The following is a 15,637-nucleotide window of genomic DNA, read 5'->3' on the forward strand; positions in this document are numbered from 1 at the left end:
CTCACCGCCCCGCACGCAGACAGCGCCGTCCGCACCTTCACGCTTCACCGTGTCTCCTGAGTGAGAGGCGACCCATCATGCCGCTGCATGTCCCCCCGGCTCCCGCGCCTGCCTTGCGCAGCGTTCTCGCAGCACTCGGTTCCCCCACGGCCGTCCGCGAGGCCCGTACACCCGCTCTGAGGTCCGTCCAGGGACCACTGAGCGCCGAACTGCCGCTGCCGGTCCATGTGCTGGACCAGATCGTGCCGACCGGCGAGACCCCGTGCACCCGGCTCGCCGGCTGGCGGTTCCTGATCCGCAGCGGCGAACGCGCCGTGGCCGCCGCCGACACCGTGCTCACGCCGGACGGCTGGGCCTTCTCCCACTTCTTCGAAGGCCCCTATCTCGACTCGACCGAACGCGCCCTGCGCCAGGCCGAGTCGACCGGCACCCCGTTCCAGCCGAGACTTCTGTCCGTTCCCGAGCTCTACATGCTCACCCTCTGGCTGCACGGCGACCCCGAGGCGGACGCCTCCACCGGTACGCCCGCGCCGTCCGACCTCCTGGTGCCCCTGGCTCCGGCACCGCCGGGCATCGCGGCCCACCTGCCGCACCGGGTCTCGGATCTGCTGCCCGTCCTGACCCTGCGCCTTGCCCCGGGTCCGCTTCTCGACTCACCCGCCGCCTGACGGGATCCGCCGCCGGCCGGTCTCAGAGCGCCCTGTACGCCCCGCGACCCACCGGTCGCGGGGCGTACTCGTGGACCGGCACTGGCCCGTTGTGACTAGCCCGACCGGGCCACTGCGAACCACCTGAAAGGACAGCCCCGTCGAACTGAACCGTCCGGGCGGGTGACACGTCATCAATCAGTAGGAAGAGCTGCCGTGAAATCCCTGCGGAGCGACGCCCGTGGGGGAACACTGGGACCGACAGATACGGGGGGCGGCCATGAACAACTCATCGAGCCGCACGACACTCACCACATCGCAGCGAAAGAACCCATCCATGTGCCAGCACCAGCCATCCTGCCCCACTTCCGACTCCGCCGACCGTGAGGCGGCCCGCCTCGTGGCGCACCATCCGGAACAGGGCTGGAGCCTGCTGTGCAACGGCGTGCTCCTCTTCGAGGACACCGGCGAACTGCTGCCCGACGGACAGATCATCGCCCCGCGCCGACCGCGTGACGCGGGCCCGCTGGTGACGGCGGCGTAGAACCGTCCGTACGGCGAAGGAGCCGGCCCGGGGGAAGCTCCCCGGGCCGGCTCCTTCGCATCCGCCGTGCGTCGCGCGTCAGTTGTCGTACTCGTCCAGCGGCGGGCAGGAGCAGACGAGGTTGCGGTCGCCGAAGGCTCCGTCGATACGGCGCACCGGCGGCCAGTACTTGTCCGCGGCACTCACCCCGGCCGGGAAGACTGCCTCCTCGCGGCTGTAGGCGTGGTCCCAGTCGCCACCGAGCGCGGCAGCCGTGTGCGGCGCGTTGCTCAGCGGGTTGTCCTCCGCGGGCCACTCGCCCGACGCGACCTTCTCGATCTCGCCGCGGATCGCGATCATCGTGTCGCAGAACCGGTCGAGCTCGTTCAGGTCCTCGCTCTCGGTCGGCTCGATCATCAGCGTGCCGGCCACCGGGAAGGACATGGTCGGCGCGTGGAAGCCGTAGTCGATCAGGCGCTTGGCGATGTCGTCGACGCTGACACCGGTCGCCTTGGACAGCGGACGCAGGTCGACGATGCACTCGTGGGCGACGAGCCCGGCGGGCCCGGTGTAGAGCACCGGGTAGTGCGGCTCCAGGCGCTTGGCGATGTAGTTCGCCGCGAGCACGGCGACCTGGGTGGCGCGCTTGAGGCCCTCGCCGCCCATCAGGCGCACGTACGCCCAGGAGATCGGCAGGATGCCCGCGGAACCCCAGGGGGCCGCCGAGATCGGTCCGACGCCCGTCTCGGGACCTGCCGTCGGCTGGAGCGGGTGGTTCGGCAGGTACGGCGCGAGGTGGGCGCGCACACCGACCGGGCCGACGCCGGGACCGCCGCCGCCGTGCGGGATGCAGAAGGTCTTGTGCAGGTTCAGGTGCGAGACGTCGCCGCCGAACCGGCCCGGCTTGGCCAGGCCGACGAGAGCGTTGAGGTTGGCGCCGTCGACGTACACCTGACCGCCGGCGTCGTGCACCTGGGCGCAGATGTCGGCGACGTGCTCCTCGAACACACCGTGCGTCGACGGGTAGGTGATCATCAGCACGGACAGCTCGTCGCGGTACTGCTCGATCTTGGCGCGCAGGTCCTCGACGTCGATCTCACCGTCGTCGGCGGTCCTGACCACGACGACCTTCATGCCCGCCATCACGGCGCTGGCCGCGTTGGTGCCGTGCGCGGAGGACGGAATGAGGCAGATGGTGCGCTGCGCGTCGCCATTGGCACGGTGGTAGGCGCGGACGGCCAGCAGCCCGGCCAGTTCGCCCTGCGAGCCGGCGTTGGGCTGGATGGAGACCTTGTCGTAGCCGGTGACCTCGGCGAGACGCTCCTCGAGCTCGTGGATCAGGGTCAGGTAGCCCTGCGCCTGCTCCACCGGGGCGAAGGGGTGGATCTGGCCGAACTCCGGCCAGGTGACCGGCTCCATCTCGGTGGTCGCGTTCAGCTTCATGGTGCAGGAGCCGAGCGGGATCATGCCGCGGTCCAGCGCGTAGTCGCGGTCGGCGAGCTTGCGCAGGTAGCGCAGCATCGCGGTCTCGGAGTGGTGCTGGTGGAACACGGGGTGGGTCAGGTACTCGTCGTCCCGCAGCAGCGCCGCGGGGAGCGCCTCCGCACCCGCGGCGTCCAGGGCCTCGACGTCGCCCTCGACGCCGAACGCCGCCCAGACGGCCGTCAGCTGCGCACGGCCGGTGGTCTCGTCGCAGGCGGCGGAGACGTGGTCGGCGTCGACGAGGTGGAGGTTGACCCCGGCCTCACGCGCGGCGGCGACAACCCCGGCCGCCTTGCCGGGCACACGGGCGGTCACGGTGTCGAAGTACGAGCCGTGCACGACCTCCACGCCGCCTGCCCGCAGGCCCTCGGCGAGGATCGCGGCGTAGCGGTGGGTGCGCCGGGCGATGTCCCGCAGCCCGTCGGGGCCGTGGTAGACGGCGTACATGCCCGCCATGACGGCGAGCAGCACCTGCGCGGTGCAGATGTTGCTGGTGGCCTTCTCCCGGCGGATGTGCTGCTCACGGGTCTGCAGCGCCAGACGGTAGGCCTTGTTGCCGTCCGCGTCGACGGAGACGCCCACGAGGCGGCCGGGCAGGCTGCGGGCGAACTTGTCGCGCACCGCCATGTAGCCGGCGTGCGGTCCGCCGAAGCCCATCGGGACGCCGAAGCGCTGGGTGGTGCCGACGGCGATGTCCGCGCCGAGCTCACCGGGCGAGGTGAGCAGCGTCAGCGCCAGCAGGTCGGCGGAGACTGTGACGATCGCGCCGAGCTCGTGGGCCTGTTCGATCACGGGCTTGAGGTCGCGTACGGCGCCGGAGGCGCCCGGGTACTGCAGCAGCACGCCGAACACGCCGCGCTCGGCGATCTCGGCGGGGATGCCGTCGCTCAGGTCCGCGGTGACGACCTCGACACCGGTGGGCTCGGCGCGGGTCTCGATCACGGCGACGGTCTGGGGCAGGGCGTCGGCGTCGATGAGGAAGACGCCGCCCTTGACCTTGCCGACACGACGGGCGAGCGACATGGCCTCCGCGGCCGCGGTGCCCTCGTCGAGGAGCGAGGCTCCGGAGGTCGGCAGGCCGGTGAGGTCGGCGACGACGGTCTGGAAGTTCAGCAGCGCTTCGAGCCGGCCCTGCGAGATCTCCGGCTGGTACGGCGTGTACGCCGTGTACCAGGCCGGGTTCTCCATCACGTTGCGCAGGATGACCGGCGGCGTGAAGGTCCCGTAGTAGCCCAGGCCGATCATGGGCGCGAGCACCTGGTTGCGGTCGGCCAGCGAGCGCAGCTCGGCGAGGACGTCGGCCTCGGTGCGGGCGTCGGGGAGGTCGAGGGCCTCGGCGCTCTTGATGACGTCCGGCACGGCGGCGGCCGTGAGCTCGTCGAGCGAGCCGTAGCCCACGTGGGCCAGCATCTTGGCCTGGGCACCGGCGTCGGGGCCGATGTGCCGCTGCTCGAACGGGATGCCCCGCTCCAGCTGGGAGAGCGGAATACGGTTGGCGGTCATGGTGGGAGGCCTCCTGGTCTTCGCGACCTGCGAGGGGCATCACGGCGCGGATGCCCGGACGGCCTCCCCCTCTGTCATCTCGACCTGAGAGCTTCACCGGGACGTCGCGGAGCGACCTCCCGGCTTTCACCGTCGGTGAGAGCGGATGCCGTCCGACGCCCGCCCTGCTTTCCAGAGTGACCTCGTCCGTGCGGTACAGGTGCCTGAGAGATTCCGGGGAGGATTTGCTCCTTCGGCGCCTCCGGGTTTCTCTCCGGAGGACTCTCCCGCACGGGGTCAGCAGCCGCTTGCCAGGGTACCAGCGCGTCCGGCGCGCGATCGCTCGAGTGGCCGACACCCGGTTTGTGGACTTCTGTAGTCCTTGGGGAGCAGTTGCGACCAATTGGAGGGACCGTGCAGACCGACATCGATCCGCGCAGCCTGATCGGCCGCAAGGCGTTCGACCGCAACGGCACCAAGATCGGGACCGTTGACGAGGTGTACCTGGACGACGCGACGGGAGTGCCCGAATGGGCGGCGGTGCGGACCGGGCTGTTCAGCCGGGACGCCTTCGTACCGCTCGAGCCGAGCGAGCTCGTCGACAACACCCTGCACGTTCCGTACGAACGCGCGCTGATCAAGGACGCCCCCGACTTCGGCGTGGGGCGCCATCTCTCGCCCGAGCAGGAACTCCAGCTCTACCACCACTACGGCCTCGACCTTTCCGGTCCCCCAGCAGCTGCTCCCACCTCGGGCGACCGGTCGTTCGGCCGCGTCGCGGGCCAGGAGGACTGACCCACCGGACCGGCCCGAGGCCGCCGCGTCCGCCTCGGGCCGGTCCGGAACGGCAGCCCGCCCCGTCCCTGTCCGCCGGCCGGCGTGCTTCGGCCACCACTGCGACACGGGGCGCCCCACGATCCGAAATCCGGGCACGGCCGTGCACCGTGCCCACAGAGGCGGCCGCTCACCGCGGCCTCTTCCTCGCTCACCCCGCGATCGAGGGCCGACCGACCAGGGCATGATCCGTGATCGACCGACGCTCGAGTTCCGCCCCGCGCCCGAGACGGGACCGGCGAAGGACGGTCACCACCGGCCGACCGAGGTCGACTCCCGTCACACCGCCCGCGGCCGAGGGCGGGCAGGGCTCACAACGGGCGGAGTGTCCGCCGCATCCGTAGCGCTCGGGGCGCGGTCAGGGACGGGCGATGCAGCGGCCCCGAGCTCCCCCGCCTCGTGCTCGGGCGCGGAGGACTTCGTGGCCCGGCCGGAGGCGGCCGGGCCGGACGGCTCCGTCGAGGTGGTGTCGCCTGAGTCCGCCGGACCGGCCGCGGGCGGCGCGACCAGCGGCAGCGGGTCCGAGGGCTCGAGCTCGCCGTCGTCCACCCGGAACGTCCGCACTCTGCCCGGCGCCGACCAGGGCGCCTCGAACCGCACGGTGACCCGCCCGACCCCGCTGCCCTGGACCCAGCCCGGTCCGTACTCCGCGTGTCGCACGTCCTGACCGGCGGACCATCGTCGCTCCGCCGGCTCCGGGGGTGCGGGCGCTCCCGGCTCGGGGGACTCGGGCACGCCCGGCTCGGGCGCGGTGTCGGGCGGCGCGTCGGCCGGATCCGGGGCCGCCTGGCCGTCGGCCGCGGCCGCGCCCGCCGCGGCCTGGGCGAACAGGTCCTCCTGTGTGTAGTCCGCGAGCCCTGTGACGCCCACTCCCAGCAGTCGCACCCCGCCGGTGGTGTCCACGGATTCCAGCAGCCTGCCCGCGGCCTCCCGCACCACGGCGGGATCGTCCGTCGGTCCGCGGAGCGTCTCCGACCTCGTCAGCGTCGAGAAGTCGTAGCGGCGTACCTTCAGCACGATCGTCCGGCCGGAGTGCCCGCTCGCCCTGAGCCTGTGCACACACCGCTCGGCGAGCCGCTCCACCTCGACGCGTACCCGCACTCTGTCGTGCAGATCCGTGTCGAAGGTGTCCTCCACGGACACCGACTTGGCGTCCCGCTCTGCGACCACGGCCCTGTCGTCCTGCGCCAGCGCCATCCGGAACAGCGAGGTGCCGTGCGACCTGCCGAGGAGCCGCACCAGTTCGTCCTCGCCCGCCTCCGCGAGGTCGGCGACCGTGGTCATGCCCGCGCGCCGCAGATGGTCACCGGTGGCCGGCCCCACACCGGGCAGCGTCCGGACCGGCATCGGCCCGAGCAGCTCCCGCTCCGTCCCCGGCTCGATCAGTACCAGGCCGTCCGGCTTCGCCTGCTCTGAGGCGATCTTGGCAAGCATCTTCGAGCCGGCCAGCCCGACCGATCCGGTGAGACCCGTGACCGCCCGTATGTCGGCGCGCAGCCTCTCACCGGTCGTGCGGGCGGACGGGGCGTCGTGGGCGGTTCCGCCCGCCTCGAGGTCGACGAAGGCCTCGTCCAGGCTCAGTGGCTCCACGAGCGGGGAGAGCCGCCCGAGGAGCTCCATGACCTGCTCGCTCACCGAACGGTAGAGGGAGAAGCGCGGTACGAGATATGCCGCGTTCGGCGCCAGCCGCCGGGCCTGCGCCATGGGCATCGCCGAATGCACCCCGAACCGCCTCGCCTCGTACGACGCGGTCGCCACCACACCTCGGGGACCTAGCCCGCCGACGATGACCGGCTTTCCGCGCAGCGACGGCTTCGACGCCTGCTCGGCGGCGGCGTAGAAGGCATCCATGTCGAGATGCAGGATCGTCGGAGCGGTTCTCACATCTTTGATGCTCCCGCACACCTCTGACAACGGGGAGCGCCGGCCGCCGGCGTCAGACGGCCCGGTCGCGTCTGCGTCTGGCCAGCTCGTCGGCGGGGTTGTGGCCGACCAGGGTCTCCCCCGTGTCGATCCGTTCGCCGTGCAACTGCGACAGGGCCGTCTCGACGTCCCGCCACACCACACCGACCGCGATCCCGAACACTCCCTGGCCGCCCTGCAGCAGGCCGACCACCTCGTCTGGCGAGGAGCACTCGTAGACCGTCGCGCCGTCGCTCATCAGCGTCATGCGCTCGAGGTCGCTGAATCCGCGGGCGCGCAGGTGCTGGACGGCCGCGCGGATGTTCTGCAGGGCCACACCGGTGTCCAGGAAACGCTTGACGATCTTGAGAACGACCACGTCGCGGAAGCTGTAGAGCCGCTGGGTGCCGGACCCGTACGCCGGCCGCACGCTCGGCTCCACCAGCCCTGTGCGCGCCCAGTAGTCGAGCTGCCGATAGGTGATGCCGGCGGCCGCACACGCGGTCGGCCCCCGGTAACCGATGGTGTCGGTGGAGGACACGGCCGCGCCGTCGTGCAGCGGATACGGCCCGCTCTCCACCGGACCGGGTCCGGGGCCGCCCCCAGCCGTACTGTCGCCGCTGCTTCTCACGCCGACCTCCGTCCTTGACCTGCCACCTCGAAGGTAGGGAGTCACCAGGGGTGCGTCAACGATCGCCACACTCGGCACGCCGAGTGATAATCACCCTGAGAGTGGTTTCTCGTGCCCCGATCCGGGGAAAGGCTACTCGAATGCGCTGAAGCGGACCGGGTGAGCGGCGGCGATCGCCGGAACCGTCACCGGCCCGCAACCCTCACTGGTTGCTGGAGCCGAAGTCCTCGGGCGAGATCTGATCGAGGAACTCGCGGAACTTCTCCACCTCGTCCTCCTGCTCGTCCGGGATGGCGATTCCCGCGTCGTCCAGCACCCCGTCGCTGCCGAAGATGGGTGTGCCGGTGCGCAGGGCCAGCGCTATCGCGTCCGACGGCCGTGCGCTCACCTCGACCCCGCTCGCGAAGACCAGCTCCGCGTAGAAGACGCCTTCGCGCAGGTCGGTGATGCGCACCTGGGTGAGCTCCTGGCCCACCGCCTCCAGCACATCCTTGAACAGGTCATGGGTCAGCGGCCTGGCCGGTGCCATGCCCTGCTGTGCGAAGGCGATCGCGGTCGCCTCCCCCGGACCGATCCAGATGGGGAGGTACCGATCGCCTCCCACTTCACGCAGGAGCACGATCGGTTGGTTCGAGGGCATTTCGACCCGGACACCCACAACGTCGAGCTCGTTCACACAGCAACCCTAGGACGTGCGCGACCGGTTTGGGTAGTCGGGCTGGTCCAAGATCAGTGGAACCGCACTCCAAGGGCGTTCTGCACGAGCGCCGCATGCAGCTTCACGGAGAGTGTCACCAGCTCCCGCGCCGTGGCCTCCGCATGCGCCCTGGTCTGGGGATTACGATGCCTGCGCAGCGGTGCGACAAGCTGTTCGACCAGTCCGGCGTCCCGCTCGGCCGACGCCTTCATGGAGCGCAGATGCCGGGGTTCGAGACCGAATCTGCCGAGGTCTGCCACCAATCGGGCGACCGTGACCGCCTCAGGGGCGTAGGCACCGTTCCCGTCGGGCGTGAGCAGGCCGTACGACTCCCATGCGACGAGCTCCTCCTCCGAGACCTCGGCGGCGGCCAGCAGGGCCGCCCGGCCGATGCGCCCCGCCGTCGGACCGACGGCCTCCGGGTCCCAGGCTCCGTCGAGGAGCTGTCCCTGCGGTGCCTGGGCGGGCAGCTGGACCTGCTCGCCCCGCTCGAGGGCGTCCAGCTGCTCCCGGATGACCTTCAGGGGGAGGTAGTGGTCACGCTGCATCCGCAGGACCAGCGCGAGACGCTCCACATCCGCGGAGCTGAATTTCCGGTACCCGGAGGGCGTTCGGCTCGGCTCGACCAGCCCTTCGGCCTCCAGGAAGCGGATCTTGGAGATGGTCACTTCGGGGAACTCTTCGCGCAGGTGATCGAGCACCGCGCCGATGCTCATCGGGCGGTCACCCGCGGCGGCGGTGCCGTTACCGGCACCGCCCGTCGGTGTTCGCAGCATGTACCTTCCCTGAAGTCCCCCCGGACAGGGCCCGGGGGAGGGTCACACGCCCCGCTGGCTCGCGTAGAAGACCAGCCGGTACTTGCCGATCTGAACCTCGTCGCCGTTGGCCAGAACCAGGGAGTCGATCCGCTCACGGTTCACATACGTGCCGTTGAGGCTTCCGACGTCGGAGACGGTGAAACCACCGTCCGCGCCCCGCCGGAACTCCACATGCCGCCTCGACACCGTGACGTCGTCGAGGAAGATGTCGCTCTGAGGGTGACGGCCGGCTGTGGTCAGCTCGCCGTCCAGCAGGAAGCGGCTGCCCGAGTTGGGTCCGCGGCGGACGACCAGGAGCGCGGAACCGAGAGGCAGGGCCTCGACGGCGGCCTGCGCCTCCGGCGAGAGTGACGGAACGGCGGTCTGGCCGGTCATCTCGGAGTCGTACGCCTCGATACCGGAGATGGAGATCGTCGACGTCGTTTCCGAGGCTCGCTCGGCCGGAGCCCCGCCCCTGAGCGGCGCACCGCAGTTGGAGCAGAACCGACCGGCCTCGGTGTTCCGGTGGCCGCACCTCGTACAAACCGGCAAACCCGCCATGGACGGATCCTCCTGCCGCGGTTGTCCCGCGTGGGGATTGGTCGCATACGGGTCGGAGGAAAACCCTCCACCCGTACTTGAGGTTGATGGTTCCCCGAAACCTATGCCGCCTGCACCGGCAGGGTCAACAGACGACGCGCCCTGTCCGCCCGAATTGTCACCACCGGCGACTTCGTCCCGGAACAGCGGCCGCTCGGCACCCTGCTCCTCGCTCTGGCCATGACGCGGCGCGCGATGCCGGGCGTTGCCCTCCTCGCGTGCGCTCTTGCCGAACCACTTCGAAAACAACTTCACGGGCGTTTCCCCTTGACCGAAATAGACCCGCCCGTGGGGCAGGACGAACCCTCAACCAACACACCTGCCGACCCGGACACCCTCACAACGTCCGTGTCCTTCGGACAGTTTCCACCACGCACCACCTGTGGGATGCGTCGCCCCCCTGCAATCTTCTGCCCTTGTCCGGCAGTCCCCATGTTCCCCCGCTTCACTGCGGTGACGACCGAGCGTAGTCAGGCCGCTCCGCCGGTCGCAAGGCATCGACGATGATCTTCTCGGAACGCGCCACGGTGGCCGTGGCCTGCTCCTTCTCCAGGGTCTGCACCACACCGCCCGGGATGTTCAGGGCGGGCTCCAGGTCCTGCGGCTTGCCGATGACCTTGAAGGTGTACGGCGCGCTGATCCGCTTCCCGTCCACCTCGATGTCGCCGGCAGTCCCTGAGAAGAACGTGTCGGCGACCACTCTGGTTCCGTTGACCTGGATCGCCTCGGCACCGGCGGCCCGCAACTCCTGGATGGTGTCGAGGAGCATGTCCGACTCCACGGTCCGGGCCGGGTCCTGGATGTCGAGCGTGATGCCCGGTCCCTCCGCCGCAACCGTGCCGGCCAGGATGCCGAGCTGCTGTTCCTTCTGCAACGTCTGCTTCCGCGCCTCCTCGGCCTGATCCGAGCTGTTCTCCAGCTCGGTTCGCTGGTCCTCGAGGCGCTGCTTCTCGTCCTCCAGCCGCTGGGTGCGGTTGTCGAGTTCGTCGAGGATGCGGACCAGGTCCTCCTGGCGCGCGCCGCGCAAGGCGCTCTCGTCACTGTTGGAACGGACCTGGATCGCCAGACCCAGTCCGAGGACGAACAGCAGCACGGCGACGATCAGTTGGGCGCGCGTCACACGCGGGGGCCACAGCACCGCGGCCAGTCGTTGACGGCCGCTGCGCGACGCGGCGCCGGACGACTCGTCCTTCTGCGGCACGGGCGGTGTGGGTGGCTGGGCCGGCGGCAACGGCTGCGAGTGCGGCGGTCGCGCCTCTTCCCTGGGGTTCTCTTCGCTGTTCATTCGTCACGCCCGGAAGACATGCCGGCGGATGGCGGCGGCGTTGGAGAAGATCCGGATACCGAGCACGACGACCACGCCGGTGGACAGCTGGGCGCCGACGCCGAGTTTGTCGCCGAGGAACACGATCAGGGCGGCCACCACGACGTTCGACAGGAAGGAGACGACGAAGACCTTGTCGACGAAGATCCCGTCGAGCATGGCCCGCAGACCGCCGAACACGGCGTCGAGCGCGGCGACGACGGCGATGGGCAGATAGGGCTCGACCACCGCCGGTACCTCGGGCCGGACCAACAGCCCGACCACGACTCCCACGACGAGGCCCAGTACGGCGATCACGATGTGTCCTTCTCTGTCTCGGCCGCCCCCGGCCCGCCGCCCTGCCCGGCGCCGGCGGTCTTCGGCTCTGCTGTCCTTACGATCAAGCTGGGTGCCGCGGGCAGTCGCACCGTCTCCTCGTCGGAGATGCTGGTACGGATCCCGAAGTCCTCTTTCAGGACCCGGAGATACTGCCCGTCGGCACTGTCCTGGAAGGCGGCGCGCAGTTTGCTACCGTCCCCCACCGCGAGAACCGTGTAAGGCGGAACCAGCGGCCTGTTGTCGACCAGTATGGCGTCGCCGGCCGCGCGGATCGCCGACAGGGCCGTCAGCCGCTGCCCGTTGATCGCGATCGCCTCGGCGCCGGACTCCCAGAGTCCGTTGACCACACGCTGCATGTCACGGTCCCGCACCCGGCCGGTGTCGGAGAACCCGCTGCTCTCCCGCGGACCGCCGCCTCCCTGGTCGGTGTTCTTCGCGTCGTCCACGACGAGTTTCACACCGGGCCCCTGCACGGCGGTGGCTCCCGCCAGCAGGGAAACGGTCGCTCCCCCTTCCCCGCCCTGCACGTTGAGGGCCTTGCGCTGCCGCTCCTCGACGTCGGCCCTGAGCGTTTCGACGTCCTGCTCGAGCGCGTCCGCTCCCTCGGTCTGCGCCTGAACGCGGTCGATGAGTTCCTCGCGCTCCTTCGCCAGCACGGGGGCGGCGATCCTGGCCTCGGCGGCTCCGAGCGTGACGATGGCGGCTGCCACTACGAGACCCGCGGCCAGCCCGAGCTTGGCGCGCAGTGTGCGGGGCATTCCCCCGCCCTCGGCTCTGCGGGCCGACGCCTCCGCGTAGCCGTCGTCGAGGCTGTGCTCCATCACGTTGGTCAGCAGCGACATGGACGCGTCTGGGCGCGCGGGTGGAGAACTTGTGCTCCGAACGGGGGGCGGCTGCGACATGCCGCACATCGTCGCACGTCGCAGCCGCTACCGCCGAATGGCCCCACCGGTGTGCCGGCGGGCGCCCGCGGGCACCCGCCGGCCCGCCCGTGCGCCGGGTCAGTGACCTGCGCTGTCCACGACCGACGACCATTCGTCGAGCAGTGCCTGTGCCGACGCGTCGTCCGGACCTTCCGCCCACAGATGGGTGACCGCCTCCGAGGGGTCCGGAAGCACCATCACCCACCGGCCGTCGGCCTCGACCACTCGCACTCCGTCGGTGGTGTCGACGTGCCGGTCCCCCGCGGCCTCGACCACGCGCCGCATCACGAGTCCCTTGACGGCCCAGGGAGTGGCTAGATCCCGTTTGATCACATGGGCGCGCGGGATGCGGGCGTCGATCTGGCTCAGCGTGAGCTGCGTGCGGGCGACCAGGCCGACGAGCCGTACGAACGCCGCCGTGCCGTCGAAGACGCTGCTGAACTCCGGCACGATGAACCCGCCGCGGCCGTCACCACCGAAGATCGTGCTCTCCTCCCTGCCCACCCTGGTCAGATCGTCGGGAGACGTGGTCGTCCATTCCACCTGCGTCCCGTGATAGGCGGCCACCTGTTCGGCGATCCTGGTCGTCGTCACCGGAAGCGCCACGCTGCCGCTGCGCCGCTCGGCAGCGACCAGGTCCAGCAGGACCAGCAGCGCACGGTCGTCCTCCACGATCCGGCCGCGTTCGTCGACGAGCGACAGCCGCTCGCCCACAGGGTCGAAGCGGACGCCGAAGGCCGCACGCGCGGAGGCCACGATCTCCCCGAGACGAACCAGTCCGGACCTGCGGGTGTCGGCGGTCTCCGTCGGCCGCGACTCGTCGAGACCGGGATTGATGGTCAGGGAGTCGACGCCGAGACGTCCGAGGAGGCTCGGCAGTACCAGGCCGGCGCTGCCGTTGGACGCGTCGATGACGACCTTGAGACCCGAGTCCGCGATCCCTGTGGTGTCAACGTTGCGCAGCAGGGAGCCCGTGTAGGAGTCGAAGACGCTGGACGGGAAGTGCAGGTCGCCGATCTCGCCTGGGAACGCGCGGCGGTACTCCTGACGTGCGTACACCCGGTCCAGTTTGCGCTGCCCGCCCTGAGAGAGGTCTGCTCCACGCTCGTCGAAGAACATGATGTCGACGGAGTCGGGCACGCCCGGCGACGTACGGATCATGATGCCGCCGGCGCTTCCTCTGGCCGTCTGCTGACGGGCCACGGGCAGTGGCACGTTCTCCAGGTCGCGTACGTCGATGGCGCTGGCCTGAAGGGCCGAGATCACGGCCCGCTTCAGGGCGCGCGCACCGCGGGAGTGGTCGCGTGCCGTGGTGACCGTGGCACCCTTCTTGAGCGTGGTGGCGTACGCGCCGGCCAGGCGGACCACGACTTCCGGGGTGATCTCCACATTGAGGATTCCGGAGACGCCTCGTGCGCCGAAGAGATGCGCCTGACCCCGGGACTCCCAGATCACCGACGTGTTCACGAACGCGCCGGCTTCGACGGTCTTGAACGGATAGACGCGGACGTTGCCCTGGACGATCGATTCTTCTCCGACCAGACACTCGTCACCGATCACCGCACCGTCCTCGATGCGGGCGGCTCGCATGATGTCGGTGTTCTTGCCGATGACGCATCCGCGCAGGTTGCTCTGCGGCCCGATGTAGACGTTGTCGTGGACCACCGCCTTGTGGAGGAAGGCCCCGCTCTTGACGACGACGTTGGAGCCGACCACGGTGTGCTCGCGAATCTCCACGCCTGCTTCGACCTTGGCGTAGTCCCCGATGTACAGCGGCCCCCGCAGCACGGCGTCCGGATGTACTTCCGCGCCTTCCGCGACCCATACCCCCGGGGAGATCTCGAAGCCGTCGAGTTCGACGTCCACCTTCCGTTCCAGGACGTCGGCCTGTGCCTTCACATAACTCTCGTGGGTGCCGACGTCCTCCCAGTAGCCCTCGGCGACATAGCCGTAGATCGGCTTGCCTTCCTTCATGAGCTGCGGGAACACGTCGCCGGACCAGTCCACCGGCACATCGGCCTCGACGTAGTCGAAGACCTCGGGCTCCATGACGTAGATGCCCGTGTTGACCGTGTCGGAGAAGACCTGCCCCCAGGTCGGCTTCTCGAGGAAGCGTTCGACCTTCCCCTCCTCGTCGACGATGGTGATGCCGAATTCCAGTGGATTCGGCACGCGCGTCAGACAGACGGTGACCAACGCGCCTTTTTCCTTGTGGAAGGAGATGAGGTCGGTCAGGTCGAAGTCCGTGAGGGCGTCACCGGAAATGACGAGGAAGGCGTCGTCCTTCAGTGCTTCCTCTGCGTTTTTTACGCTGCCGGCAGTACCTAGGGGCTTCTCCTCGTTCGCATAGGTGAGCTCCATTCCGAGCTCTTCGCCGTCACCGAAGTAGTTCTTGACGAGCGAGGCGAGAAATTGCACGGTTACGACGGTCTCGTTGAGCCCGTGCCGCTTGAGCAGCCTGAGCACATGCTCCATGATCGGCCGATTGGCCACTGGCAGAAGCGGCTTGGGCATGCTCGAGGTCATGGGGCGAAGTCGAGTACCTTCGCCACCAGCCATCACGACGGCCTTCATGTCGGAAGCGTCCTCCTTGAAGAGACGACGGTCTTGCCGACTGCCCCGCCCAAGTGACTACTGGTGACATGTGGTGACACGCGCGGCCGGCGATACGGCGCGGTACCACACCGACGAGGTCAATCGGCCGTTCTGTCCGCCTTGACTAGGCGGCGGACCTGAACCACATAAAGGATTCCTGCCCACCAATACAGAGTTGTACCCCATCCCGCGAACGCCCATCCGAAAATCGCCGCGAGTGACGCAAGCCACCCTGTTCCGTCACTCAGGAGCAGCAAGGGGAAGGCGTACATCAGGTTGAACGTGGCAGCCTTCCCCAGGAAGTTCACCTGCGGCGGCGGATAGCCGTGCCGGCGGAGGATTCCCACCATCACGAGCAGCATCAGCTCGCGGGCCAGAAGTGCGGCCGTCAGCCAGAGCGGCAGAATCTCCCGCCAGGTGAGCCCGACGAGGGTGGACAGGATGTAGAGACGGTCCGCGGCAGGGTCGAGGATGCGCCCCAGGCTGCTGATTTGGTTCCACCGGCGGGCCAGCTTGCCGTCGAGGTAGTCGCTGATACCGCTGAGCATCAGTACGAGCAGGGCCCAGCCGTCGCTCTTGGGACCGCCGAACTCGGGACGGAGAATCAGCCACAGGAAGAGCGGCACGCCGACGAGACGCGCCATGCTGAGAATGTTGGGGATGGTGAGTACCCGGTCCGTTTGAACGCGGGTCTCCTGGACCTCCACCCGGGGGCCTCCTGTGTGGAACGTGCCGACGATGCCCCCTGACTTTACCCGCACCGGATGGCGGGACTGCGCACGGGGTGCCTGAACGCAGGAAAGCCCCGCACCAGAGGTGCGGGGCTTTCCCACAATGATTGTTCGGCGGCGTCCTACTCTCCCACAGGGTCCCCCCTGCAGT

At 69.5% G+C, this 15,637-nt stretch carries 14 protein-coding genes and 1 riboswitch; of the genes, 3 read left to right on the forward strand and 11 right to left on the reverse strand.

Translation table 11 applies throughout. The features are described from left to right. The first annotated feature begins 77 nt into the window (after positions 1-77). Together ACFYV1_RS30380 and ACFYV1_RS30385 are read left to right on the forward strand one after the other, a co-directional pair. Positions 78-668 (forward strand): hypothetical protein, encoded by a 591-nt coding sequence (locus ACFYV1_RS30380; protein WP_389398820.1) that lies wholly within the window; start codon positions 78-80, stop codon positions 666-668. A 316-nt stretch (positions 669-984) separates the two neighbouring features. Beyond that, on the forward strand, positions 985-1,191 hold the full coding sequence (locus tag ACFYV1_RS30385) for a DUF5999 family protein (protein WP_389398821.1): 207 nt from the start codon (positions 985-987) through the stop codon (positions 1,189-1,191). Positions 1,192-1,269: 78 nt separating this feature from the next. Here the strand turns inward: ACFYV1_RS30385 and gcvP are convergent, their stop codons facing one another. Beyond that, positions 1,270-4,155, reverse strand: coding sequence for an aminomethyl-transferring glycine dehydrogenase (gene gcvP, locus ACFYV1_RS30390; RefSeq protein ID WP_389398822.1), 2,886 nt, complete (start codon positions 4,153-4,155; stop codon positions 1,270-1,272). Positions 4,156-4,336: 181 nt separating this feature from the next. Next, a riboswitch (glycine riboswitch) is annotated at positions 4,337-4,434 on the reverse strand. A 102-nt stretch (positions 4,435-4,536) separates the two neighbouring features. On the opposite strand from gcvP, the gene ACFYV1_RS30395 reads away from it, so the two are divergent. Then, the gene (locus ACFYV1_RS30395) at positions 4,537-4,929 is read left to right on the forward strand and encodes a PRC-barrel domain-containing protein (RefSeq protein ID WP_389398836.1); all 393 of its coding nucleotides are present in this window, start codon (positions 4,537-4,539) and stop codon (positions 4,927-4,929) included. 318 nt (positions 4,930-5,247) lie between these two features. On the opposite strand, the gene ACFYV1_RS30400 is transcribed toward ACFYV1_RS30395, so the two are convergent. The 10 genes from ACFYV1_RS30400 to ACFYV1_RS30445 form a co-directional block, all read right to left on the reverse strand. Next, on the reverse strand, positions 5,248-6,852 hold the full coding sequence (locus ACFYV1_RS30400; RefSeq protein WP_389398823.1) for a DNA polymerase IV: 1,605 nt from the start codon (positions 6,850-6,852) through the stop codon (positions 5,248-5,250). Between the two features lie 52 nt (positions 6,853-6,904). Continuing rightward, entirely contained in the window at positions 6,905-7,450 is a 546-nt protein-coding gene (locus tag ACFYV1_RS30405; RefSeq protein WP_389398837.1) for a MerR family transcriptional regulator, read from the reverse strand. Between the two features lie 253 nt (positions 7,451-7,703). Next, positions 7,704-8,177: a bifunctional nuclease family protein gene (locus ACFYV1_RS30410; RefSeq protein ID WP_389398824.1), complete on the reverse strand. Its 474-nt coding sequence runs from the start codon at positions 8,175-8,177 to the stop codon at positions 7,704-7,706. Positions 8,178-8,230: 53 nt separating this feature from the next. Continuing rightward, positions 8,231-8,974, reverse strand: coding sequence for a MerR family transcriptional regulator (locus ACFYV1_RS30415; RefSeq protein ID WP_389398825.1), 744 nt, complete (start codon positions 8,972-8,974; stop codon positions 8,231-8,233). 42 nt (positions 8,975-9,016) lie between these two features. After that, positions 9,017-9,892 carry an FHA domain-containing protein gene (locus ACFYV1_RS30420; RefSeq protein WP_389398838.1) on the reverse strand — a complete coding sequence of 292 codons (876 nt, stop codon included), beginning with the start codon at positions 9,890-9,892 and terminating at the stop codon, positions 9,017-9,019. Positions 9,893-10,040: 148 nt separating this feature from the next. Next, a complete protein-coding gene (locus ACFYV1_RS30425; protein ID WP_389398826.1) occupies positions 10,041-10,880 on the reverse strand; it encodes a DUF881 domain-containing protein in 840 nt (279 codons plus the stop codon). A 3-nt stretch (positions 10,881-10,883) separates the two neighbouring features. Next, positions 10,884-11,216, reverse strand: coding sequence for a small basic family protein (locus tag ACFYV1_RS30430; protein ID WP_003970459.1), 333 nt, complete (start codon positions 11,214-11,216; stop codon positions 10,884-10,886). Continuing rightward, entirely contained in the window at positions 11,213-12,139 is a 927-nt protein-coding gene (locus tag ACFYV1_RS30435; protein ID WP_389398827.1) for a DUF881 domain-containing protein, read from the reverse strand. The genes ACFYV1_RS30430 and ACFYV1_RS30435 overlap by 4 nt, the downstream gene beginning before the upstream one ends. A gap of 99 nt (positions 12,140-12,238) precedes the next feature. Beyond that, positions 12,239-14,734 (reverse strand): sugar phosphate nucleotidyltransferase, encoded by a 2,496-nt coding sequence (locus ACFYV1_RS30440; protein ID WP_389398828.1) that lies wholly within the window; start codon positions 14,732-14,734, stop codon positions 12,239-12,241. Positions 14,735-14,853: 119 nt separating this feature from the next. Then, the gene (locus tag ACFYV1_RS30445; RefSeq protein WP_389398829.1) at positions 14,854-15,462 is read right to left on the reverse strand and encodes a CDP-alcohol phosphatidyltransferase family protein; all 609 of its coding nucleotides are present in this window, start codon (positions 15,460-15,462) and stop codon (positions 14,854-14,856) included. Positions 15,463-15,637 lie beyond the last annotated feature (175 nt).

Source organism: Streptomyces sp. NPDC003023 (genome assembly GCF_042888225.1).
In the GTDB taxonomy this organism is placed as follows: Bacteria; Actinomycetota; Actinomycetes; order Streptomycetales; family Streptomycetaceae; genus Streptomyces.